An 18,350-nucleotide genomic window follows, 5' to 3' on the forward strand; every position below is an offset into this window, starting at 1 on the left:
GGTCAGCAAAGCCCGTCCTTCAGATCGAGCTCGGGCAACTCGCCTACGCGATCTCGCGCGTTCGACAAGATAGTCCGGTCAGCCGCGGTTACTGAGTTCAGATCTCCGTCGCCAAAGAATCCGATTGCCCGCAACACCTGCGCGGGCTCGCCGTGAAACATCGTCCGGAAAGCACTCAAGGCTGTCGGCAACGAAGCGCCCGCGGACAACATTGCAGCAATATCCCGATAATCCTTGGCCTCGGCGCGGTCCAGCGTCGCCTTGAGCTTGGTCGCCATCAGATCGTCGAGCGACGCGACGAGTAGCACGCCATCGGAGGTCTGAAGCGGGTCGTTGATACGGCCGAGCTTGAGGCCGCCAAAGAACGAAACCTTGACCGGGCCCGACGGCATCTCGGCCAGCACGACCAACGTGTCCGGCGCGTCCTGCAGGATCGCCGCGCCGGCGACGAACGCGAATTCGGTGCGAAGTCGCCCTTTGTCCAAGTGCTCGGTGCAGAAGAAGTCAAAATCGAGCGATTGGCGATGACCAAGCTGGAGCGCAACCGCCGTCCCCCCGTACAGAACGAACTTCATTTGTTGCGCCGAAATGAGGCTGGGCCACATCTCGCGTTGCGCCGCAGGAAGGATATCAAGGCGCGGCTCAAACTGCGGCATGGAAGCCCCTGCGGGGGGCCCTGTCCGGAATTGCCAGGCCCGTGGCAAATGTCAGCCGGCCCCGCCAGAATTCCCACGAGCGATCGTTGATCCAGCCCGGCTCCGCGCTGCGCATAATCTCGACCAGGCGACCATGGCCGACCGCATCTTCGAGCAAAAGAATGTCGTCATACGTTCCGAGATTCATCGTTTGCGCGACGATACGCTCTTCGGGAAACGGCCGTCCGTCCACCGGACTCCACCACAAATATTTGCGGCGAAATTGCTCCAACAGATCGCTCGGTAAGCCTGTTGCCGTCATGGCTCATTGTACCTGATTCAAGCGGCGTTTTCCACGCAGAACGTCCCTTGTGGCGTACCGCAACGAGATACGAGGTTGATGATCCGTCGCCGTCCGGAACCACAGCGAACCCCACGACGTTATCCCGCCGACACCGGAGGGATTGAGCGATGCGGACGTTTTTCGGCATGATTTTGGGCGCGCTGCTGCTGGTTTGCGGCGTCTATGTCTACGACTAGATGCAGACGTCGAGCGTGGCAAATGGGCAGGTTGCACAGGACACCCGCACGATCGTAAATTGGGACGTCGCCGCCCGCGACTGGAATCGACTGAAGGCACGGGCGCACGAGGAATGGACAAGGGTCGCCGCGAAGTAACTGCCGTCGTCACGGCGCGATCGCGGATGTCGCGATCGCCGCACCAAACCCCGCGCTCAGCGCGGCCCACTCCCTGGCCGTGACAGCCATCGTCACGAGCGCGACCATCGTCCCGACGAGACCCGCCAGCCCGCCGGACAGGCAGCCGCCAACAATGAATGCGATGAACAGATTGCCGGGCGCGAGCCGGAGAAGCCGGGCGGCGATGCCGTCGTCGCGCATCGACGCGGCGAGGACGTATCCACCGGCGCGCATGGCATAGCATGTCAGCCCGAGGATGAAGATCACGCCGAGAATGTCCAGGTCACGCATCGGTCCGCTCCATCATGCTGACGAGCGTGCCGCATCCGCCCCCGATCAGCATGGACCAGCTCGGATCGACGAATCGGCTGACCAGGAGCGCGACGACCGCCGAGGTCAGCCACGGCCACGGCGACGTCGCGTTCTTCCACTGGCTGGGAAGCAGGGTCGCAATGAACATCGTCGGCAGCAGTGCGGCGGCGAGCCGCAGCGGTCCGTTCGTTGCGAGCGGGGCGGCATAGGCAAGCGCGGTGCCGCCGACCCAGCCGATCGCCATGGGGATGCTCGATCCGAGCAGATAGCCGGCGTCGGGTCCGTTGCGGTCCGCATCCGAACTCGTCATCAGCCACGACGCATCGGCGAGCAGAAACAGGCTGAGCAAGATCTTCCGGGGGGCGAATGCGCCAAACAGCTGGCGCAGGTGGGCGCCCATCAGTAAGTATCGCGAATTGGTGGCGATGCAGGCAACGACCATGGCGGCAACCGGCAGTGGGCTTGCCCACATGCTCAGCGTGATCGCCTGGGCGGTGGCGGAGTAGACGAGCAGGCTGAACAGAATCGCGTGCGGCGCCCCCAGCCCAAGCCCCTTGTAGGTCAGCCCCATCACGAGGCCAGCGGCGCCATTGCTGAACAGGAAGGGCAAGGCCGCGACCAGGCCCCGCCTGAATCCGGCGGCCGTCATCGTTGGGACGCGTCGAGATGGTTGGGCGCTTGTAATGGTCATGACCGTTAGATTAAACTTGGTGAGAGGCCGTGATGTCAAGGGATCCCGCGCGAGCAGCGACACAGTTCTTCGGTGGACGGGTCTGCCTCGACTTCGCGAACACACTCGACTGGCGGACGTCGCACGATCCGCAGGAGCTGATCCCGGACTACGCTGCGCTATTGTCCTGGAGCGAACGCCGCGGGACCTTGCCGCTCGCGGCGATCAGGAAGCTGAAAGCGCATTCGGCGAGCAGCGCTGCCATGGCCGCGATGCAGAAGGCGCATGATCTGCGTCGCGACATCTGGAGCATCTCCGATGCGCTCCGCGATGGCCGAAGCGCGGACCTGCGCCTCGTCAATCAGATGCTGGCGGCGGCTCCCCGACAGCCCGACCTTGTGCGGCAGGATCGAGGCTATCGCCATGCGCTGGCCGGGACCGACGTGACGGAGCCATTGTGGCCAGTGCTGTGGTCGCTGACGGCCCTGCTGGCGTCCGATGACGCAAGCCGCATCGGATGCTGCGAGGCTGACGGCTGCGGCTGGTTCTTCGTCGACGAGAGCCCGAACCGGAGCCGCAGATGGTGCTCCAGCGAAGTGTGCGGCAATCGCGAGCGCGCGCGGCGCGCCTATGCCAAGCGGAAAGGCTCTGGGTAAACGCGCGCTCCCCGTCCGTCGCCAGGGAAGCCACGTCAAGCTGGTGGGTCCGCTTGTCTTCCAACAGCGGCACAAAAGCGGACGTTGCCGGACTTCGCCCGTGGGCCCGACAAACCCGGCGGTCTCGGTTCGGAAATCCGTTTACGGCGCCGTTCTCCGGCCGAAGCCCGCGTCGCGCGCAATCGCAACAGCTTGGGCGCGGCTAACTGCCCCGAGCTTGCCCAAGATGATTGAAACGTGATTGCGGACAGTCTTCTCGGAAATCTTCAACCGCGTCGAGAGCTCGACATTGGTTAAGCCGCGGGCAACCAGCTCCAGAACCTCACGTTCGCGCGAGGTCAATTCATCGGCGATCAAAGCCGTGCTGCGGCTGGAGGAGATGGCCAAGAAACCACTGATCGCCTCGGCCACCTGTTTCCAGGCCGATTCTGTCTCGAAGATCAGATGATTTCGACTTTCAAGCGGCACAAATCGTGCTGTCGGAATTAGGCCGGCAAGTTCGCGGCCCTGCTCGAAGGGAATTCTTCCGTCCTGGCGGGAGTGAAGAACAAGCGTCGGGCAGCGCAGGTTGCTCGCCTCTGTTCTGATATCTGCATTCCAGAAAGCCTCGATGATTCTCTTCCCGTTGGCTGGAGGGGTCGTCACGCGGATTTGTTCATTGAATAATCGGAACTGTTCGGCCGTACCGTCCGGGATAAGCATTGACGTAAAGAGCTGACGAAATGCCGGATTCTCGTTGGGCCAGCCCAGTTCAATCGCTTCGAGCTGAGTTGCCGCCGTCTGCCGAAATCTGTCACTCGCGGGCGCCGAAAGCGGACCATAGGCAGTACTGCTATGGATGATGAAACGATCGACTCGATGGGGAAAGCGCGCAGCGTATGTGATCCCAGTCATTGCGCCGCCCGAAAAACCAAAGAGGTCGAATCGATCGAGACCGGCCGCCTCAATGACAGCCGCAAAGTCCTCGACAAACCGTTCAAAGGAGAATTCGACCCCGTCGCGATCCGACAAACCGCACCCGCGCTGGTCAAATCGGATCACCGTGCGATGCCGTTCCAGCAGCGCATTCCAGTGACTCCAGACCTGACTATCCGACTCCAGATTGATGCTGGACATCCAGTGCGGTGCTCGCACCAGCGCCGGACCAGCGCCGCTGATCGCATAGGCGATGCGCGTACCGTCACGACTGGTACAAAAGCGAACCTGCTGTGTTGAAGGCAACATGGACCACGGCCGCTCACCACGATAGGTGGCATCATAGCGGGTCGAGCGGTACGAAGTGAAGGTGTGAAAAGCTACGCCTCCGAGGGCCAATCCGCGATATTTCCTTGACCATATTCGCGCAGCAACCTCTCCGTTGGGGGGCGGGCAAGCGCGTGCCCCGCACATTCCGACCGCCTTGGCTCCAAATGCGCTCCCAACCGACGCCCGCGCGCCACCAACTGGCTACCGGCCTGCATTCGGCTGCATTCGTAACCAGCAAGCGCAGCGAAGAGATTTCCGTCGAAGCCGGCGAGCGCGTCGACAAGCCTTTGGGCATCGAGCGCCGCTTTAGTGACGCCGGTACCGACATGCGGGCGAGCCACGAAAGCCGCGTCGCCGACCAGCACGATGCGACCAAATGTCATGCGCGGCGTTTCGAAATCGAAGATGGCCGACAGGATCGGTTGATGTGCGCGCGCGACCAGCTCGGACAACTGGGGGGCGAGTAGTTGACGCGCCGCCTGCCTGATCTCGGCGATCGCCTCTTGCCGAATGAGAGGAGGCGGTATTGAGTCGCCGTGGCATGCACCGGTCGCGTCGGTACACCAGCGTCGCAAGGTGGAATTGTATTCGGCCGGACGGAACCACACAAACGCGCAGCGCCGAACGTCTCCTATATCGTCCTGAGCTGCCATCGGGATCGAGAATGCGAGTTCACCGTCGGGAAGGCAGAATACCATTTCGCGGAGTGCCTTGCTCCGCCAATCCGACGGGATTTGGCCTTCTGCCACCACCCCGCGCCAAGCCGCATAACCGGCATAGCGCGGCGCGATGTCAGGCATCAGTTCGCGGCGCACAGTGGAGCGCATACCATCGGCACCGATCAGTAAATCAGCTTTAGCGCATATCCCGTTCGCAAACGTCGCGAGCACCCCATTTTCATTCTGACTACAGCTCAACAGCGTCATACCCCCATGGTAGCGCTCTGTCGGAAAGGCTCGTTTCAGGGCGCGGTACACGCGGTCCCAGGCGGTGGTAGCCTCGCGAACCGGCACTTCGCAGGTCACTTTGCCGCTCTGGTCGAGGCAGATGTGCGAGTGCACCTGCGTCCAAATCGATTTGTCGGTCGGAATGCCAATTCGGCGCAGGACGGCAAAGAGATCGGCCTGAGCGCCGAGCACGGCGCCTCGCCCGGTCAGGTCGCCGCGTGTGCGTTCAAACACATCGACGTCCCACCCGATGATGCGCAGAAGGTTTGCGACGAAGAGTCCGCTTAACGACCCACCGATCACTATGGCACGGAGTGCGCTCATTGGGAAAAATCCGACTGGCCGCGATGTGTCTCCCGTCAGTTGATCTTGAGGCCGTTTGCGTTGATCAAGTCGCGCCAGCGAGCGCTTTCGAGCTGAATGAACGCTGCGGCGGCGTCCGGATTGGAGCCCACCGGGATGGCCGCGAAGTCGGCGAGGCGCGCGGCAACATCCGGGAGCGCCAGCGCCTCGGCAATCGCTGTTGACAGCATCAGCACGATAGGGGTGGGCGTTCTCGGGGGCGCAACGATCGCAAACCACTCCACGTGATCGAACTCCGGCAAGGCTTCGGAAATCGCTGGCACGTCCGGCTCTTGCGGCAGCCGCCCCGGTGTCGCGACACCGAGAAGCTTGAGCTTGCGCGCCTGGATGCCAGGTGAGGCGTTGCCGTAGAGATCGAGCATCAAGTCAATGTGCCCACCGAGCAGATCATTCATGGCAGGCGCCATGCCCTGATAGGGCACATGGACAAGGCGGATACCTGCCGCTTTCATCAAGCGCTCCATGCCAAGGTGCGGCGTACTGCCTACGCCCGGCGATCCAAAGGTGAGCTTGTCCGGATTCGCTTTAGCATAGGCAAGGAGTTCCTGAAGATTCGATGCAGGCACTTTCGGGTTGGCGACCAGCACCGTCGGAAGCTTGACCATCACGCTCACCGGAACGAGTGCGCGGGGAGCGAAGTTCAGGCTGCTGTGAAGATGCTCGCTCACAACGAGAGGCGCCGGCGGCGAGGCCAATAAGGTGTAACCGTCCGGGTCTGCCTTGGCCACGACCTCCGCTCCAAGGTCTCCGGCTGCGCCAGCCCGATTCTCGATGATTACGGCTACGCCCCATTTTGCCGACAGCTTTTGCGCAATCAAACGGGGTATAACGTCCAGGAGCGGGCCAGGGGGGACCGGTACGACGATCTTTATCGTGTGTTTGGGAAACTCATCGGCCGCTAATCCTCTTGGCAGGCTTGTGCCGACCAGGATGGACACAACAAGGCAACGCGCAATTGCAGAACGACTAATCATGGGTCGTCTCCTCCGGTCAGCCCAAGACCGCGATACGCCGTTGGAGGATTGTGGCGAGCGTTCCGGTTCCTGTCATGAGGCCAATGTCCCAGGGCAGCCAGACAAAGCGGACCCTGCTGTCCCGAATTCCGGGACCGAGAAGAGCAATCAGCTTCAGGCAAAAGAGAACATTTTGCCCCGGGAGCCGATGCAGCCGAGCGCACGCGCGATTGGCTTGCTGGAACGCTCTTGTCTCGGCTGAAGGCGGGATCGATGCTTCTGGCCGATCGCAGCTACGATGCCGACTGAATCAGAGAACCTGCAACCACGAAAGGCGCCTGGGCGAGTATCACGCCGAACAGCAACCGCACACTGCACGCCATTGCATTGGTCCAGCTTGCGTCGATCAGGCTGTGGGCTCCGCACTAATGAGTCCGCGTCCTAATTCTGCTCGGTCTTGCGGCCCATATTGGCCTTGCGGGCGTCCGCGATCACCTGCTCGAATTGATCGATGCTGAGCACGCCCGGCACGCGATACTTGCCGACAATGAATGACGGCGTGCCGTTGAAGCCGAATGCCTGCGCCTGCTCGTTGTTGCGCGCCAAAACTGCGTCGATCGCCTTGGCGTTGGCGTCGAGATCCTTTTTGAGGCGGTCCATGTCGAGGCCGGCGCCCGACAGCAGCTCGGCAATGCGCGGCTCGGTGATGCGCGAATTGACCGAGATCATCGCCTCATGCGCGGCTTCGAACTTGTCCTGGTACTTCGCCGCCAACGCCATCCGCGCCGCGACCTTCGACACCGGCCCGAGGATCGGCCAATCCTTCAGCACCAGGCGAACCTTGCCGTCGTCCTGCACCACCTGGCGGAGCTCCGGCGCGAGCTTGCGGCAGTACGGGCAGTTGTAGTCGAACCATTCGACGATCGTGATGTCGCCCTTGGGATTGCCGATCACCGGAATATCCGGATCGCGCAGCACCTGTTCCTCGGTCAGGACATTGTCGTCCCCGGCGCGCGCGCCTCCCGCGGCCAGCAGCGCAATGCCGGCACCGATGAGGCCGAGCGCGCCGCGGCGGGTGGCGCAGGCGTTGTCGAGGGGGGATTTTGTCAGATGGTTCATAGCTCGCTTCCGGAAGGGCTCCTCGCCCTTCTACGTTCAGGACACATTGATGTTACGCAGCAGCATATAGATCGCCACGACGATAATCACAGTCGCAAACACGATATTGAGCGCGCCGCGCCGTTCCGACAGGTGCCGGGCGCTCCGTGTGCCCAGCAGGCCGCCGGCGATGCCACCGGCGACGAATAGCCCCGCCAGATCCCACGACACCAGCCCGGACCACGCATAGCTCAAGGCCGTGGTCACGCCGAAAGCGGTAACCGCCACCAGCGACGAACTGACCGCGTTCATGATCGGCATCCCGGTCGCCAGCATCAAGGCCGGCACGATCAGGAAGCCGCCGCCGATGCCGAAGAAGCCGGACATGGTTCCCGTCACAAGCCCGAGACCTACGATCGCGGGTGTGTTGGCCATCGAGATCTTGACGTCGGTCAGCCCGACCCGCGCGCGGGTCTTCAGCATCAGGCCCGCGATCACCAGCATCACGATCGAGAACAGCGCCAGCAGCTTCTGCCCGTCCAGCATCTTGCCGAGGATCGAGCCGCCGAAAGCGCCGAACATGCCTGACAGCGCGAACACCAGTGCGCAGGACCAGATCACGGTGCCGCCGCGGGCGTGGTTGGAGAGGTTGATCGCGGCGTTGGCGGCGACCGCGATCGCCGAGGTGCCGATCGCGACATGCGGCTGGGGCACCCCGACCACATAGACCATCAGCGGCACGGCAAGGATCGACCCGCCGCCGCCGACCAGGCCCAGCGAAAAGCCGACCAGCATGCCCGATGCCAGCCCAAGCACGCTCTGAGTTGCGGAGAAGACCAAGGGGAACAGACTCGCGTTTGAGGCCACAATCCTAGAAGGATTTGCTGCACAACGCCATAGCAATAGCACAAAACTGCCCAGCAACCAGTGTCAGCGCAGCAGATATGTCACGGCCAGCGGCACCAGCAGCGAGGTGACCAGCGCGTTCAGGCTCATCGCGATCCCGGCAAAGACGCCGGCGACCTCGTCGACCTGGAAGGCACGCGCGGTGCCGATGCCATGGGCGGCGATGCCGGCGGCAAAGCCGCGGCCACGGAAGTCGGTGACGCCGGTGAAGTTCATCAAGGGCGTGACGATGATCGCCCCCATGATGCCGGTGAGGATCACGGAGACCGCCGTCAGCGAGGGATCGGCATGCAGGGATTCGCTGATGCCCATGGCAACGCCGGCCGTCACCGATTTCGGCGCCAGCGACAGGATGATGTCACGCGGCAGGCCGAAAGCCTGCGCCAATAGCACCACCGAGACAATCGCGGTGAGCGAGCCGACCGCGAGTGCGACCAGCATCGGCAGGACCGCGGCCGCGACCCGCCTGCGGTTCTCGTAGAGCGGCACTGCGAGGGCGACCGTCGCCGGCCCGAGCAGGAAGTGCACGAACTGCGCGCCGGCAAAATAGGTGGTGTAGGAGGTCCCGGTCAGCAGCAGGAACGCGCCGATGATCCACAGCGAATGCAGCACGGGATTGGCGAGCGGATGCCGGCGGGTCTTCAACGACACCGCATCGGTCGCGGCATAGGTCAGCAGCGTCACCGTCAGCCAGAGCAGCGGCGACTGCGAGAGATAGACCCAGAGCGAGAACGGATTGTCGCTCACGGGTTGTCCTCCTCGCGCGAAAGCAGGCTGCTCGCCGCGACGAAGGTCGCAACCGTCGCCAGCAGCGTTACGACGACCGAAACCGCGAGGATCACCAGGATCGCGATGCCGTGCTCGGCGAGCAGATCGAGCTTCTGCACCACGCCGACGCCGGCCGGAATGAACAGCAGCGAGAGATTGGCAAGCATGCCGCGGCTCGCGCTCTCGACCCCGTCATTGCCGAGCGGCCCGCGCGCGAGCATCGGAAAACGGTCGCGCGCCAACAGCAGCAACAGCAGCAGCACCAGCCCGACGACAGGCCCCGGCACCGGCACGGCCAGCGCCCGCACGGCAACCTCGCCGACCAGCTGACAGAGCAGGATCAGGCTGAGGCTGGCGATCATGACAAGGCGCTCACGCGAAGCATTCGCGTATCAGGTCGGTGTGGGGAAAGGTTGTCAATGCGCTCGCCCCGCTCAGATGCGCAAATGCTGGGCACGCCGATCTCTCAGGTCCGTCATCCTGAGGTGCGCGCTCTTGCGGGCCTCGAAGGATGCACGGCCCCGATGTTTCCGCGCGCTGCTTCTCCACTGCCGAGAGAGTGGGGCCGTCGCCCCTTCGAGACGCCGCTTCGCGGCTCCTCAGGGTGACGGGGATAGTTCGTCGCGGTTACTACTCCCGCCGCTGCAACGCCATCAGCGTCCCGCTCATGGTCGCGACCAGCGTCTCGATGCCGTCCTGCACGGCATAGGCGCGGCCGTCGCAGACCGTCAGCGTGCGGCCTGGCTTGACCACGACGCCGCGGAACACGAACCGCTCGCCGCGGGCCGGCGCCAGCAGATTGGTCTTGAACTCCACCGTGAGGATGTCGGAGCCTTCGGGCATCAGCGTGAAGGCGGCGATCCCGCAGGCATTGTCGAGACCCGCGGTGATGATTCCGGCATGCACGAAGCCGTTCTGCTGGCAGAATTCCGGCGCATAGGGCATCGCGAGATCGACTTCCCCCGGCTCCACGCGCGCGATCGAGACACCAAGCGTCTGCATTGCGCGCTGGCGCGCGAATGTGGCGGTGGCAACCGCGCGGAAGTCGGGATTCTTCGGCTCAAAGCGGGGCATGGCGGTCACGCAGTCACAGGTTCTGACGGCACGAGGTGCGGCATCGCGGCGTAGCGGATCGCCGGCGCGAACGGCGCCGATTTGCGCGCGGCGCGATCGATGTGCACGGCCGCGATCTCGCAGGTCGCGGCGATGTCGCCGGTCTCCGCGTTGCGCATCTCATGCAGGATGCGGACCGACTTGTCGCGGAACTCGACCAGTCGGCTCTTCACCTCGACGAGGTCGCCGGCAAGCAGTTCGCGCTGGTAGGAGATGTTCTGCTGCACGGCGGCCATGCCGCGGCCGGACTCGCGCAGATAGCTCGGCGTCAGCCCGAGCCGCGCGAACATGTTCCAGCTCGCCTCGTCGAACTTGCCGACATACCACATGACGTTCATGTGGCCGATGTGGTCGCAATGCCAGGGATAGACCGTGCCGCGATAGGTCGCCTCGCCCTCCATGCTTCCCTCCTTTGCGCTCTGATACGGTAGCGTATCAGGGACCAAGCAGGCTAGCAATACGGCACCGTATCGGGACCGCTCCGCGGAGATCACATGACTGAAAGCAAGGGCGACGTCTGGGTCGCGGCCGGCTTTGCCGAACTCGCGCATACCGGCGTCGACGGCGTGCGGGTCGAGGTGCTGGCGAAGAATCTCGGCGTCACCAAGGGCGGCTTCTACCGCCGCTTCAGGGATCGTGCCGCGCTGCTCGAGGCCATGCTGACGCGCTGGCGCGACGGCCGCATCGCCGCGATCGAGAAGCAGACCGCGCTCGACGGCGCCAGCGCGCGCGAGCGGCTGAAGGCGATCATCACGCTCTATTCGGAGCGCATGAACACCGAGGCGATGGCGGTCGAGCTCGCGATCCGGCAATGGGCGCGCACCGACGAGGCCGCGGCCACCGCCGCCGCGAGCGTCGATGCCGCGCGGCTGAAGAATGTCGGCCAGCTCTATCGTGCCACCGGGCTCTCAGCTGAGGAGGCCGACGCGCAGGCGTTCCTGTTCTACTGCTTCATCTTCGGCCAGAGCCTGTTGTTTCTCGAACGCGGCCCGCGCAAGCGCGCGCAATTGCTGGCGCAGTCGGCGGACAAGCTGCTGGCGGAAAGCCCGTAGCGCTTCGACCAAAGGAAAAGCGGCCGGCGTGCGCCGACCGCTCCTCAAACCGGTGGCCGAATCAGGCGCCCTTCAGCTTCTTGTTGCATTCGCTGTAGTAGCCGCCGCCCTTCTGGATCCACTTCAGGCCGCCATTGCCGCCCGTGGTCTTGTTGGCATTGTACTGGTCAACGCAAGTATGCATACGCTGCTTGCCTTCGGACTCCTTGGCGTATTTGGGATCGACCGCGTTCGGAAACACGGCGGGCCCTGCTGGTGCGGCCGGTGCCGCGGCGGGAGCGGCTTCGCGCTTGGCTTCCTTCGGCGCGGCCGGAGCAGGCGCAGCGGCAGCGGGCGGCGGAGCAGCGGCGGGCGCGGCGGCCGGGGTCGCGTCGGCACCGCATTGCGCCTTGCGGAAATCATTCCACTTCTGGCCGCCGAGGGTGCCGGCCGACTTGGCCGCCTGGTACTTGGCACTGCATTCCTGCGCGGTCAGGGCCTGCGCCGGCGCGCTCGCCGCAAAGGCTGCAAAGCCCGACACTGCAATCACGCACAACAATCTGGTCTGAATGGTCATCCCTGGTCTCCCGTCATCCCTGGTTTCCCTTTGGTTTCCCTCGGGGGGCATTGGCGTAAGACCATTATCCTAGCGCAACCCCGACTTGCGACAACGTGCGGGCGCCCTTGGCCGTTAAAATATTGTGGCGGCGGGACCACCGCATATTCATCCACGGTTCATCATCGCCGCGCAACGTTTCGGCTCCTTCCCTCACGAGGTGCCCCATGAAGAAGATTTCCGCGCTCGCGACCGCAACCGCCCTTGCCTCCCTGCTGCTGATGGGCGGAGCTTTCGCGCAAACCGCCGCCCCCGCAGCCAAGGAGGCCGCTCCGAAGGCCGACGGCAAGATGGCCAAGGAAGCCAAGCCGCGCACCGCCGAGTCGCTGGAATGCTCGAAGGAGGCCGACGCCAAGGGCCTGCACGGCAAGGAGCGCAAGAAATTCCGCTCCGAGTGCAAGAAGGCGGGCGGAGCTGCCGCTGCGCCGGCCGCGAAGTAAAGTAGTACGTGTGATCGGCCCACCCTCCCCTGGAGGGGGAGGGTCGACGCGAATGAAATGAGCGGCGGGGTGGGGTGACGGTCTCTCGCGGCGGGCGCTGCCCGTGTTGAGAGACCACCCCACCCCGCTTCGCATTGCGCTTCGCTTCATGCGAAGCGACCCTCCCCCTCCAGGGGAGGGTAAGGGAAGACGCGGCCGCTTTTTCATTCGCAATGCTGCAATCGCGAGATGCAATTGTCGCGTGATTGCGAATTTGCCATAAGGCAGCGTGACCCTGATCCGCGCTTCGATGGCGACCGCCATTCCCGACCGCAGCAAAGTTCTGAACGGGCTCGAGACACTCGTCATCGGCGCCGCCGGCGGCTTGCTGTTTTTATGGGCGGGATTGCCGGGCGGGCTGATCTCGGGTGCGATGTGCGCGGTCGCGATCGCCGCACTGGCCGGACGGCCGCTCGCGGTGCCGCCGGTGCTGACGCAATCGGTACTGCTGCTGCTCGGCATCTCGCTGGGCTCGCTGATGTCGCAGCAATTGCTGCAGCACATGAGTTCCTATCCGCTCACCATCGCCCTGCTGGCGCTGGCGACGTTCTGCTCGACCTTCGGCTCGAGCGTCTATCTGCAACGCGTGCATGGCTGGGACCAGACCTCGGCCTTCCTCGCCGGCAGCCCCGGCGCGCTCTCGCAGATCACGATCCTCGCCGCGGAAAAGGGCGCCGACGTCGCGGCGATCGCCGTGGTGCAGACCATGCGCGTCATCATCCTGACCGCGGCCCTGCCGCTGGTGCTGGCACTGACCGGGGTGACGCACGCGGCGCCGCCGCCATTGCCGACGACGGTGGCCTCGCCGTTCGGCCTTGTCGCCCTGGTCGCCGGGTCGATCGGCGTCTCGCTGCTGCTGCGCTGGATCAAGTTTCCCGCCAGCTGGATGTTCGGCGCGATGCTCGCCTCCAGCCTGCTGCACGGCTCGGACCTGCTCGATGGCGGCCTGCCGCCCTGGCTGCGCAACATCGCGCTGGTCGGCATCGGCGCGCTGATCGGGACCCGCTTTGCGCGGATGAAGACCTCGACCCTGCTGAGCCACGTCAATGCCGGGCTCGGCTCATTCGCGATCGCGATCGCAATCTCCGCCGTGTTCGTCGCGGTGATCGGCTTCACCACCCATGTGCGGCTTGCCGACGTCGTGGTCGCCTTCGCGCCCGGCGCAATGGACGCGATGCTGGCGCTGGCGCTGACGCTGCACATCGACCCGATCTTCGTCGGCGCGCATCATCTGTCGCGCTTCCTGTTCGTCACCATCTCGACGCCGGGCATCATCCATCTGTTCGGACGGCCGCAGGACGACGTCGACGATTAGGCCAAGGCTCACCTGTTAATTCCGTCATCCCCGCGCAAAGGCTTCGCCTTTGTCGCTGGAGGTGCGAGCGGAGCGAGCCTCGAAGGATGAACGGCCCGGTTGGTGGCCGTGCATGCTTCGAGACGGCCGCAAGTGCGGCCTCCTCAGCATGACGGATTGAGAGGCGGACGGGCTTTAACCGTGGAAGCGTGGTGGGTTTCGCGGTGCCTGTCATCGGGCCGCGCTTTGCGCGGACCCGTTGGCTCTACCTACCCTGCCTCGGCCGTCGACTGGTCCGGCTGATCGCGAAACGATCGCGCCAACGCTGTCAGTTCGCCGGGATCGAACCATAGCTCCTCGTCCCGGTCCATTTGCAGCTTCGCGACGGCGGCAGCGTGCCACAACGGCCCGGTGATCTGGGCATAGACCGAATCGGGCTGCGCTTCGCTCCATTCCTCGAGCCGCTCTCTGGCCACTGCGCGCCATAGCGCGGTCAGCCGGCTGCTCGCACCATGGATTTCGGAGATGGTATATCTCGGGCGCTGCTCGCTCATCAGCGTGGCGACGAGGTTGCGGCGGCTCTTGAGGCGCAACAACGTCTCATTGGCCAACAGCAACAATTCGACGGGGACGCGGTGCACGATGATCAGCATGGGCTCGTCTGTCGCGCACGATCGGAACGGTGAAGGCGGGATAGCCTCCACCTTGCAACACCTGACACGCGCGTCAGGGCCTTCGCACAGGGAATCCTCTACCTTGGCTTCCGGAAATCGATGCTGCGCAGGATGATCCGGGGTGGCGCTCCCTCGAACTCCTTCGCCTGATACTTGTCATCGGCGCACGCCTCGATGCGCTCGCGCAGCCGCATGAACTGGGTCTCGCGGTGGCCGGCGCGCCCGAGCGCCCCGCCTTCCAATTCATCCATGGCGGAAGTCGAGATCGCGCAATGGATCTCCTTCTCGTCGTCATGCATCGAAAACAGCACGACCATCCGGTCGTATTCGTAGCTGATGAAGCGACCCTGGGTAAGCGTCATGTGACCAGCTCCTTCAAAGCCGCGAAGCGGTTCTGGTTCATCGCGGCTCGGTGAGCCGGACAAAGTCCTCGAGAATTGCCGTGACCAGATCGCGATGCCTTGTATCCTCCGGCGGCAGGCTCGCTGCGTACAGATTCAAAACGTAGCGCGCCTTGGCGGCGACCTCCGGCCACGACGTCGCAGGTACCGCCAGCAGTCCGGTCTCGAGTGAGGCCTGCCGTTCGCGCAGATCCCTCGCATGGGTCTCGATTTCCGCCAGCGCACGGCGAATATCGGTGGCTTTCTGGGCTGCCATACCGCGGCGGCGATCGAGGTCGAGCGGTTCGTCAGTCATTGGATGCGCTCGCGTCGATACGCTGGGCGTCCGCCAGATCGACCGAGCCGATCGACACCATCTCCGTCGTCAATCCGCGCGAGCCTTGTGCCGGGACGATGATCATCGTGGCAACACGGCGGAACACCGCGAATGAGAGCCCTTCGATCGCCTCTTCATCGGTAATGACGTCATAGGCGCCTGCGGGCAATTCACGATCGATGCCTCTGATCCGGAATGGATGCTGGAAGGTGACGACTTCACGTCGGGAGCGCATGGTCATGGGCCAGCCTTTTGCGAAATGCCTTGCGCCGGTGCGCGGCCCCATTGGCAGCATGCGCCGCTTCGGCGGCAATAGCCAATGCTTTCTTATTGGTTTTCCTGGTGTTCCTGGCTTTCTCGCTGAACGAGGGGCAAAGACCGCTCCGCACAGCATCCTGCGCGTTGTTGCCGCAGCGCGCCGCAGACCGCTTTGGCGCTCGCTATTCGGGTGCGATCGGCCTACGGTCGATCACCATCACTTCCGGCAAAGCAAATCCACGTCGACGTTTGGGACTGCTCCGGAGGCAGGCTCTGACCGAGTCGATGATCTCGATAAACAGAGGGAGACCGACATGTCCAAAGGCGAGCGACACGGCAACCGCGAGGTCAAGAAGCCCAAGAAGGAGAAGATCAAGGTGATCGCCGCGGCTCCCAGCCTGAAGAGCGGACAGCCGAGCTTCACGCCGGGGAAGAAGAAATAGATCGATTGAGACAAGGCCTGTAAATCAGGCCACTCAGTCAGACCTTGGCTGCCTTCGCCACGCCCCAGCCGGCGATCGCGGCCATCAAGAGCGAGATCAGCACGTTGTAGCCGGCAAGCGAGATGCCGAGGAAGCGCCACTGCACTTCGTCGCAGCGGACCACCTTGACCTTGTCGAGCTGATCCAGCAGCGAGCCGGCCTTGCCGAAATCCACCATCGGGCCGGTGCAGTCGGTCGGCCCCTGCCAAAACCCCCATTCGACCCCGGCGTGATAGGCGCCGAGCCCGGCATTGGCCAGCGCGGCGAGGCCGAGGATCACAAGGCCCGCGAGCAGCACCGGGCGCGCCGCGCCACGGGCGGCCGCGAGCGCCACCACGGCGCCGAGCGGGACCGCGAGGTAATAGGCATAGCGCTGCTCGAGGCAGAGCGGACAGGGCATGATCTCCAGCACGAGCTGGAAGAACCAGGCGCCGGCCAGCGTCGCCGCCGCGATCACGGCAATCGCCAGGGCCGAGGTCAGCGCCGGATTGCCGGTGGCGGAAGCATCCGACGGATGGGCGGTGGCGAGCGTCACGGCAGTCCTCCTGCGAGCATCGTTCGGCAGGGTCATGGCCCCTGCTCCATGCTCAGCCCGGGTCGTATCGCGCCAAAATACCGCTGTCGAGGCGCGGGACAATCACATCCGCGCGGGTTGACCGTGACGGGCCGCCCGCTATAGTCCGCCGCGCTTCGCGACCCCGGGCCCGTCTCGGCCAGGATCACCGCGAATGCCCCTGTGGCGGAACTGGTAGACGCGCTCGACTCAAAATCGAGTTCCGCAAGGAGTGCTGGTTCGATTCCGGCCAGGGGCACCAACCAGGCTGTTCGCGCCGGTTCGCCAGCATCCGCAGCCGTCCGCGCGGCGCTTCAAACCCTTGAAAAATAGGCACTTCTGCATAGCTCGGTGTTCGCCACCGTTTGTTCTCATCCGATCCCATCCGCTCGATTTGTTGGTATTTCTGTTGGTATCGGGAGAACAGACGTTCACGGTAACTTCCGTTATTCCTAACTAAGGAATTGTGCAGATGGCCTGCAAGAACGACGGCGCGCATGCAAATCCAAAGCAGATCAGGACTGACGTCGACTGCCGCGTTGCCCGACCGAAATTCAACAATGGCGCGTGGAGCGCCGCCAAGATTTCCGACGTGACCGGGGGCGGTCTCTATCTCTTCATCACGGCGGACAGGAGTAGGCTAGGTAACGCTGCCTCCAAGCTCTGGCGGATGAGCTACCGCTTCCACAGCCGTCAGAAGACCTACTCCATCGGCCCTTACGGGAGCGGCAAGGACGGCACGTTCTCGCTCGCCGACGCGCGGCTTGAGCGCGACAAGGCCAAAGCCCTGCTCAAGGAAGGCAAAGACCCGAGCACCGAGAAGCAACTCGACAAGCACAGGCAGGCGGCCGCCCGGCCCTTCGGGCAATGGGCCGACGAGTGGCTCGCGAAGAAGAGGGTGGAGAAAGTCAAACGCGGCAGGATTGTAGCGGTGCGCGACCCCAAGACCATCGAGGTGCTCGAGCTCCGCGTTGGCTACGTCAAAAATCGCTTCGGCAAGCTGTGCAGGCAGGACATCAAGCGTCCGGACGTGCTCGCGTTCATGCGTTCATACGAAGCCGAAGGAAAGTTGGAGACCCGCGACCGCGTGCGCAGCATTGGTGAGCAGATCTGTAATTATGCCGATGTCGAAGGCGACGGCTACAACCCATTCCGCAACCTGAATGGGCAGATGATTGCCAACATTTCAACGCCGCGTCCCGGCGTCACCGAGCCCCGTGACGTGACGCGCGTCTTCAAGCTCATCAGCGCACCGTGGACAAAGGCGAGATTTGGTGACGTTGTTGGCTTTGCTCTGCGCTTCGATGCACTGACCATTCCCCGCCCCGGCATGGTCAATGAAATGGAGTGGAGCGAGGTCGATTGGGATGCTAAACGCTGGACTGTTCCAGCCGCCAAGATGAAGACCGGCTGGGACCATGTCGTGCCGCTATCACGGCAGGCGCTCGCAATCCTGCGGAGCGTTCAGAAGCTAACCAGCCATCGCCGATACGCATTTTCCTGCTCGAAGGATGCGCCGCTATCAAACAACACGCTCAACAAGCGCTTGCGGCTGCTCGGCATTGACACCAAGACTGATCATTGCGCCCACGGATTCCGGACCACCTTCTCGACCCTGTCTCACCACGAAGAGATCAAGGATGCTAAAGCCTGGGATGGCGATGTCGTCGAGCTGCAGCTCGCGCATCTCGATAACTCTACTGTGGAAGGTCTCTACAAGAAGCACGGACCGCTCGCGCTCATCGGCTCGCGCACGAAGTTGATGCAGCATTGGGCTGATCGGATCGACCACTGGCTCGACCCCAAGAGGGTGATGCCGATCAAGGCCGGCGCGCAGCGCTGAGCACCTATCAGGCTGATCAGGGTTTTGTCACGCCGAAA

25 protein-coding genes, 1 tRNA gene and 2 pseudogenes are annotated in these 18,350 nt (G+C 63.7%); 9 read left to right on the forward strand and 19 right to left on the reverse strand.

Annotated elements, in window-relative coordinates; genetic code table 11:
- Window positions 1-2: 2 nt before the first annotated feature.
- Together AAFG07_RS37190 and AAFG07_RS37195 are read right to left on the reverse strand one after the other, a co-directional pair.
- Window positions 3-656, reverse strand: coding sequence for a nucleotidyl transferase AbiEii/AbiGii toxin family protein (locus AAFG07_RS37190; RefSeq protein ID WP_342724588.1), 654 nt, complete (start codon window positions 654-656; stop codon window positions 3-5).
- Window positions 643-957: a hypothetical protein gene (locus AAFG07_RS37195; RefSeq protein ID WP_342724589.1), complete on the reverse strand. Its 315-nt coding sequence runs from the start codon at window positions 955-957 to the stop codon at window positions 643-645. Before AAFG07_RS37195 ends, AAFG07_RS37190 begins: the two co-directional genes overlap by 14 nt.
- 149 nt (window positions 958-1,106) lie before the next feature.
- Between AAFG07_RS37195 and AAFG07_RS37200 the strand changes: the two are divergent.
- A pseudogene (locus AAFG07_RS37200) lies at window positions 1,107-1,313 on the forward strand (hypothetical protein).
- 9 nt (window positions 1,314-1,322) lie between these two features.
- Here AAFG07_RS37200 and AAFG07_RS37205 read toward each other — a convergent pair.
- Together AAFG07_RS37205 and AAFG07_RS37210 are read right to left on the reverse strand one after the other, a co-directional pair.
- The gene (locus AAFG07_RS37205; protein WP_342724590.1) at window positions 1,323-1,625 is read right to left on the reverse strand and encodes an AzlD domain-containing protein; all 303 of its coding nucleotides are present in this window, start codon (window positions 1,623-1,625) and stop codon (window positions 1,323-1,325) included.
- Complete coding sequence (locus tag AAFG07_RS37210; protein WP_342724591.1) at window positions 1,618-2,295, reverse strand: AzlC family ABC transporter permease; 678 nt, start codon at window positions 2,293-2,295, stop codon at window positions 1,618-1,620. Before AAFG07_RS37210 ends, AAFG07_RS37205 begins: the two co-directional genes overlap by 8 nt.
- Window positions 2,296-2,369: 74 nt before the next feature.
- On the opposite strand from AAFG07_RS37210, the gene AAFG07_RS37215 reads away from it, so the two are divergent.
- On the forward strand, window positions 2,370-2,972 hold the full coding sequence (locus AAFG07_RS37215; RefSeq protein ID WP_342724592.1) for an ABATE domain-containing protein: 603 nt from the start codon (window positions 2,370-2,372) through the stop codon (window positions 2,970-2,972).
- A 141-nt stretch (window positions 2,973-3,113) separates the two neighbouring features.
- Here AAFG07_RS37215 and AAFG07_RS37220 read toward each other — a convergent pair whose 3' ends face one another.
- The 3 genes from AAFG07_RS37220 to AAFG07_RS37230 are packed head-to-tail and all read right to left on the reverse strand — an operon-like array spanning window position 3,114 to window position 6,501.
- Entirely contained in the window at window positions 3,114-4,286 is a 1,173-nt protein-coding gene (locus AAFG07_RS37220; RefSeq protein WP_342724593.1) for an alpha/beta fold hydrolase, read from the reverse strand.
- The gene (locus AAFG07_RS37225; RefSeq protein WP_342724594.1) at window positions 4,268-5,488 is read right to left on the reverse strand and encodes an FAD-dependent monooxygenase; all 1,221 of its coding nucleotides are present in this window, start codon (window positions 5,486-5,488) and stop codon (window positions 4,268-4,270) included. Before AAFG07_RS37225 ends, AAFG07_RS37220 begins: the two co-directional genes overlap by 19 nt.
- Before the next feature lie 35 nt (window positions 5,489-5,523).
- Entirely contained in the window at window positions 5,524-6,501 is a 978-nt protein-coding gene (locus AAFG07_RS37230; protein WP_342724595.1) for a tripartite tricarboxylate transporter substrate binding protein, read from the reverse strand.
- A gap of 213 nt (window positions 6,502-6,714) precedes the next feature.
- On the opposite strand from AAFG07_RS37230, the pseudogene AAFG07_RS37235 reads away from it, so the two are divergent.
- Window positions 6,715-6,909 (forward strand): annotated as a pseudogene (locus tag AAFG07_RS37235) (hypothetical protein); the annotation flags it as partial.
- A gap of 12 nt (window positions 6,910-6,921) precedes the next feature.
- On the opposite strand, the gene AAFG07_RS37240 reads toward AAFG07_RS37235, so the two are convergent.
- From AAFG07_RS37240 to AAFG07_RS37265, 6 genes are all read right to left on the reverse strand, one after another.
- The gene (locus AAFG07_RS37240) at window positions 6,922-7,599 is read right to left on the reverse strand and encodes a DsbA family protein (protein ID WP_342724596.1); all 678 of its coding nucleotides are present in this window, start codon (window positions 7,597-7,599) and stop codon (window positions 6,922-6,924) included.
- A 36-nt stretch (window positions 7,600-7,635) separates the two neighbouring features.
- Complete coding sequence (locus tag AAFG07_RS37245) at window positions 7,636-8,373, reverse strand: sulfite exporter TauE/SafE family protein (protein WP_342729353.1); 738 nt, start codon at window positions 8,371-8,373, stop codon at window positions 7,636-7,638.
- A gap of 135 nt (window positions 8,374-8,508) precedes the next feature.
- The gene (locus tag AAFG07_RS37250) at window positions 8,509-9,231 is read right to left on the reverse strand and encodes an LrgB family protein (RefSeq protein WP_342724597.1); all 723 of its coding nucleotides are present in this window, start codon (window positions 9,229-9,231) and stop codon (window positions 8,509-8,511) included.
- The gene (locus tag AAFG07_RS37255) at window positions 9,228-9,614 is read right to left on the reverse strand and encodes a CidA/LrgA family protein (RefSeq protein ID WP_342724598.1); all 387 of its coding nucleotides are present in this window, start codon (window positions 9,612-9,614) and stop codon (window positions 9,228-9,230) included. The genes AAFG07_RS37250 and AAFG07_RS37255 overlap by 4 nt, the downstream gene beginning before the upstream one ends.
- 268 nt (window positions 9,615-9,882) lie before the next feature.
- Window positions 9,883-10,326, reverse strand: coding sequence for a PaaI family thioesterase (locus tag AAFG07_RS37260; RefSeq protein ID WP_342724599.1), 444 nt, complete (start codon window positions 10,324-10,326; stop codon window positions 9,883-9,885).
- 5 nt (window positions 10,327-10,331) lie between these two features.
- Window positions 10,332-10,766, reverse strand: a complete 435-nt coding sequence (locus AAFG07_RS37265) for an acyl-CoA thioesterase (RefSeq protein ID WP_176533636.1) — start codon at window positions 10,764-10,766, stop codon at window positions 10,332-10,334.
- A 93-nt stretch (window positions 10,767-10,859) separates the two neighbouring features.
- On the opposite strand from AAFG07_RS37265, the gene AAFG07_RS37270 reads away from it, so the two are divergent.
- Entirely contained in the window at window positions 10,860-11,417 is a 558-nt protein-coding gene (locus AAFG07_RS37270) for a TetR/AcrR family transcriptional regulator (RefSeq protein WP_342724600.1), read from the forward strand.
- Window positions 11,418-11,478: 61 nt separating this feature from the next.
- Here AAFG07_RS37270 and AAFG07_RS37275 read toward each other — a convergent pair whose 3' ends face one another.
- Window positions 11,479-11,973, reverse strand: a complete 495-nt coding sequence (locus tag AAFG07_RS37275) for a hypothetical protein (RefSeq protein ID WP_342724601.1) — start codon at window positions 11,971-11,973, stop codon at window positions 11,479-11,481.
- A gap of 206 nt (window positions 11,974-12,179) precedes the next feature.
- Between AAFG07_RS37275 and AAFG07_RS37280 the strand changes: the two genes are divergently transcribed.
- Together AAFG07_RS37280 and AAFG07_RS37285 are read left to right on the forward strand one after the other, a co-directional pair.
- Window positions 12,180-12,452, forward strand: a complete 273-nt coding sequence (locus tag AAFG07_RS37280; protein ID WP_212314068.1) for a PsiF family protein — start codon at window positions 12,180-12,182, stop codon at window positions 12,450-12,452.
- Window positions 12,453-12,741: 289 nt separating this feature from the next.
- Complete coding sequence (locus AAFG07_RS37285) at window positions 12,742-13,806, forward strand: AbrB family transcriptional regulator (RefSeq protein WP_342729354.1); 1,065 nt, start codon at window positions 12,742-12,744, stop codon at window positions 13,804-13,806.
- A gap of 248 nt (window positions 13,807-14,054) precedes the next feature.
- Here the strand turns inward: AAFG07_RS37285 and AAFG07_RS37290 are convergent, their stop codons facing one another.
- The 4 genes from AAFG07_RS37290 to AAFG07_RS37305 form a co-directional block, all read right to left on the reverse strand.
- A complete protein-coding gene (locus AAFG07_RS37290) occupies window positions 14,055-14,438 on the reverse strand; it encodes a hypothetical protein (RefSeq protein WP_342724602.1) in 384 nt (127 codons plus the stop codon).
- 98 nt (window positions 14,439-14,536) lie between these two features.
- Window positions 14,537-14,821, reverse strand: a complete 285-nt coding sequence (locus AAFG07_RS37295) for a DUF1488 family protein (RefSeq protein WP_342724603.1) — start codon at window positions 14,819-14,821, stop codon at window positions 14,537-14,539.
- Window positions 14,822-14,858: 37 nt separating this feature from the next.
- A complete protein-coding gene (locus tag AAFG07_RS37300; RefSeq protein WP_342724604.1) occupies window positions 14,859-15,155 on the reverse strand; it encodes a hypothetical protein in 297 nt (98 codons plus the stop codon).
- Window positions 15,148-15,417 (reverse strand): hypothetical protein, encoded by a 270-nt coding sequence (locus tag AAFG07_RS37305; protein ID WP_298366526.1) that lies wholly within the window; start codon window positions 15,415-15,417, stop codon window positions 15,148-15,150. Before AAFG07_RS37305 ends, AAFG07_RS37300 begins: the two co-directional genes overlap by 8 nt.
- On the opposite strand from AAFG07_RS37305, the gene AAFG07_RS37310 reads away from it, so the two are divergent.
- A complete protein-coding gene (locus AAFG07_RS37310) occupies window positions 15,416-15,877 on the forward strand; it encodes a hypothetical protein (protein ID WP_342724605.1) in 462 nt (153 codons plus the stop codon). The two genes, AAFG07_RS37305 and AAFG07_RS37310, sit on opposite strands and share 2 nt — an antisense overlap.
- A gap of 37 nt (window positions 15,878-15,914) precedes the next feature.
- On the opposite strand, the gene AAFG07_RS37315 is transcribed toward AAFG07_RS37310, so the two are convergent.
- Window positions 15,915-16,487 (reverse strand): disulfide bond formation protein B, encoded by a 573-nt coding sequence (locus AAFG07_RS37315; protein ID WP_342724606.1) that lies wholly within the window; start codon window positions 16,485-16,487, stop codon window positions 15,915-15,917.
- Between the two features lie 159 nt (window positions 16,488-16,646).
- On the opposite strand from AAFG07_RS37315, the gene AAFG07_RS37320 reads away from it, so the two are divergent.
- Window positions 16,647-16,731: transfer RNA gene (locus AAFG07_RS37320), tRNA-Leu, on the forward strand.
- A gap of 210 nt (window positions 16,732-16,941) precedes the next feature.
- Complete coding sequence (locus tag AAFG07_RS37325; RefSeq protein ID WP_342724607.1) at window positions 16,942-18,312, forward strand: integrase arm-type DNA-binding domain-containing protein; 1,371 nt, start codon at window positions 16,942-16,944, stop codon at window positions 18,310-18,312.
- The last annotated feature ends 38 nt before the right edge of the window (window positions 18,313-18,350 follow it).

It is taken from the genome of Bradyrhizobium sp. B097, from assembly GCF_038957035.1.
Lineage (GTDB): Bacteria > Pseudomonadota > Alphaproteobacteria > Rhizobiales > Xanthobacteraceae > Bradyrhizobium.

What these genes read in the sequence shown, in the direction of transcription:
- AAFG07_RS37190 (WP_342724588.1), bottom strand. Translation starts at nt 656, where the DNA reads ATGCCGCAGTTTGAGCCGCGCCTTGATATCCTTCCTGCGGCGCAACGC.
- AAFG07_RS37195 (WP_342724589.1), bottom strand. Translation starts at nt 957, where the DNA reads ATGACGGCAACAGGCTTACCGAGCGATCTGTTGGAGCAATTTCGCCGC.
- AAFG07_RS37205 (WP_342724590.1), bottom strand. Translation starts at nt 1,625, where the DNA reads ATGCGTGACCTGGACATTCTCGGCGTGATCTTCATCCTCGGGCTGACA.
- AAFG07_RS37210 (WP_342724591.1), bottom strand. Translation starts at nt 2,295, where the DNA reads ATGACGGCCGCCGGATTCAGGCGGGGCCTGGTCGCGGCCTTGCCCTTC.
- AAFG07_RS37215 (WP_342724592.1), top strand. Translation starts at nt 2,370, where the DNA reads ATGTCAAGGGATCCCGCGCGAGCAGCGACACAGTTCTTCGGTGGACGG.
- AAFG07_RS37225 (WP_342724594.1), bottom strand. Translation starts at nt 5,488, where the DNA reads ATGAGCGCACTCCGTGCCATAGTGATCGGTGGGTCGTTAAGCGGACTC.
- AAFG07_RS37230 (WP_342724595.1), bottom strand. Translation starts at nt 6,501, where the DNA reads ATGATTAGTCGTTCTGCAATTGCGCGTTGCCTTGTTGTGTCCATCCTG.
- AAFG07_RS37240 (WP_342724596.1), bottom strand. Translation starts at nt 7,599, where the DNA reads ATGAACCATCTGACAAAATCCCCCCTCGACAACGCCTGCGCCACCCGC.
- AAFG07_RS37245 (WP_342729353.1), bottom strand. Translation starts at nt 8,373, where the DNA reads ATGCTGGTCGGCTTTTCGCTGGGCCTGGTCGGCGGCGGCGGGTCGATC.
- AAFG07_RS37255 (WP_342724598.1), bottom strand. Translation starts at nt 9,614, where the DNA reads ATGATCGCCAGCCTCAGCCTGATCCTGCTCTGTCAGCTGGTCGGCGAG.
- AAFG07_RS37260 (WP_342724599.1), bottom strand. Translation starts at nt 10,326, where the DNA reads ATGCCCCGCTTTGAGCCGAAGAATCCCGACTTCCGCGCGGTTGCCACC.
- AAFG07_RS37265 (WP_176533636.1), bottom strand. Translation starts at nt 10,766, where the DNA reads ATGGAGGGCGAGGCGACCTATCGCGGCACGGTCTATCCCTGGCATTGC.
- AAFG07_RS37270 (WP_342724600.1), top strand. Translation starts at nt 10,860, where the DNA reads ATGACTGAAAGCAAGGGCGACGTCTGGGTCGCGGCCGGCTTTGCCGAA.
- AAFG07_RS37275 (WP_342724601.1), bottom strand. Translation starts at nt 11,973, where the DNA reads ATGACCATTCAGACCAGATTGTTGTGCGTGATTGCAGTGTCGGGCTTT.
- AAFG07_RS37280 (WP_212314068.1), top strand. Translation starts at nt 12,180, where the DNA reads ATGAAGAAGATTTCCGCGCTCGCGACCGCAACCGCCCTTGCCTCCCTG.
- AAFG07_RS37285 (WP_342729354.1), top strand. Translation starts at nt 12,742, where the DNA reads ATGGCGACCGCCATTCCCGACCGCAGCAAAGTTCTGAACGGGCTCGAG.
- AAFG07_RS37290 (WP_342724602.1), bottom strand. Translation starts at nt 14,438, where the DNA reads ATGCTGATCATCGTGCACCGCGTCCCCGTCGAATTGTTGCTGTTGGCC.
- AAFG07_RS37295 (WP_342724603.1), bottom strand. Translation starts at nt 14,821, where the DNA reads ATGACGCTTACCCAGGGTCGCTTCATCAGCTACGAATACGACCGGATG.
- AAFG07_RS37300 (WP_342724604.1), bottom strand. Translation starts at nt 15,155, where the DNA reads ATGACTGACGAACCGCTCGACCTCGATCGCCGCCGCGGTATGGCAGCC.
- AAFG07_RS37310 (WP_342724605.1), top strand. Translation starts at nt 15,416, where the DNA reads ATGGGCCAGCCTTTTGCGAAATGCCTTGCGCCGGTGCGCGGCCCCATT.
- AAFG07_RS37305 (WP_298366526.1), bottom strand. Translation starts at nt 15,417, where the DNA reads ATGACCATGCGCTCCCGACGTGAAGTCGTCACCTTCCAGCATCCATTC.
- AAFG07_RS37315 (WP_342724606.1), bottom strand. Translation starts at nt 16,487, where the DNA reads ATGACCCTGCCGAACGATGCTCGCAGGAGGACTGCCGTGACGCTCGCC.
- AAFG07_RS37325 (WP_342724607.1), top strand. Translation starts at nt 16,942, where the DNA reads ATGGCCTGCAAGAACGACGGCGCGCATGCAAATCCAAAGCAGATCAGG.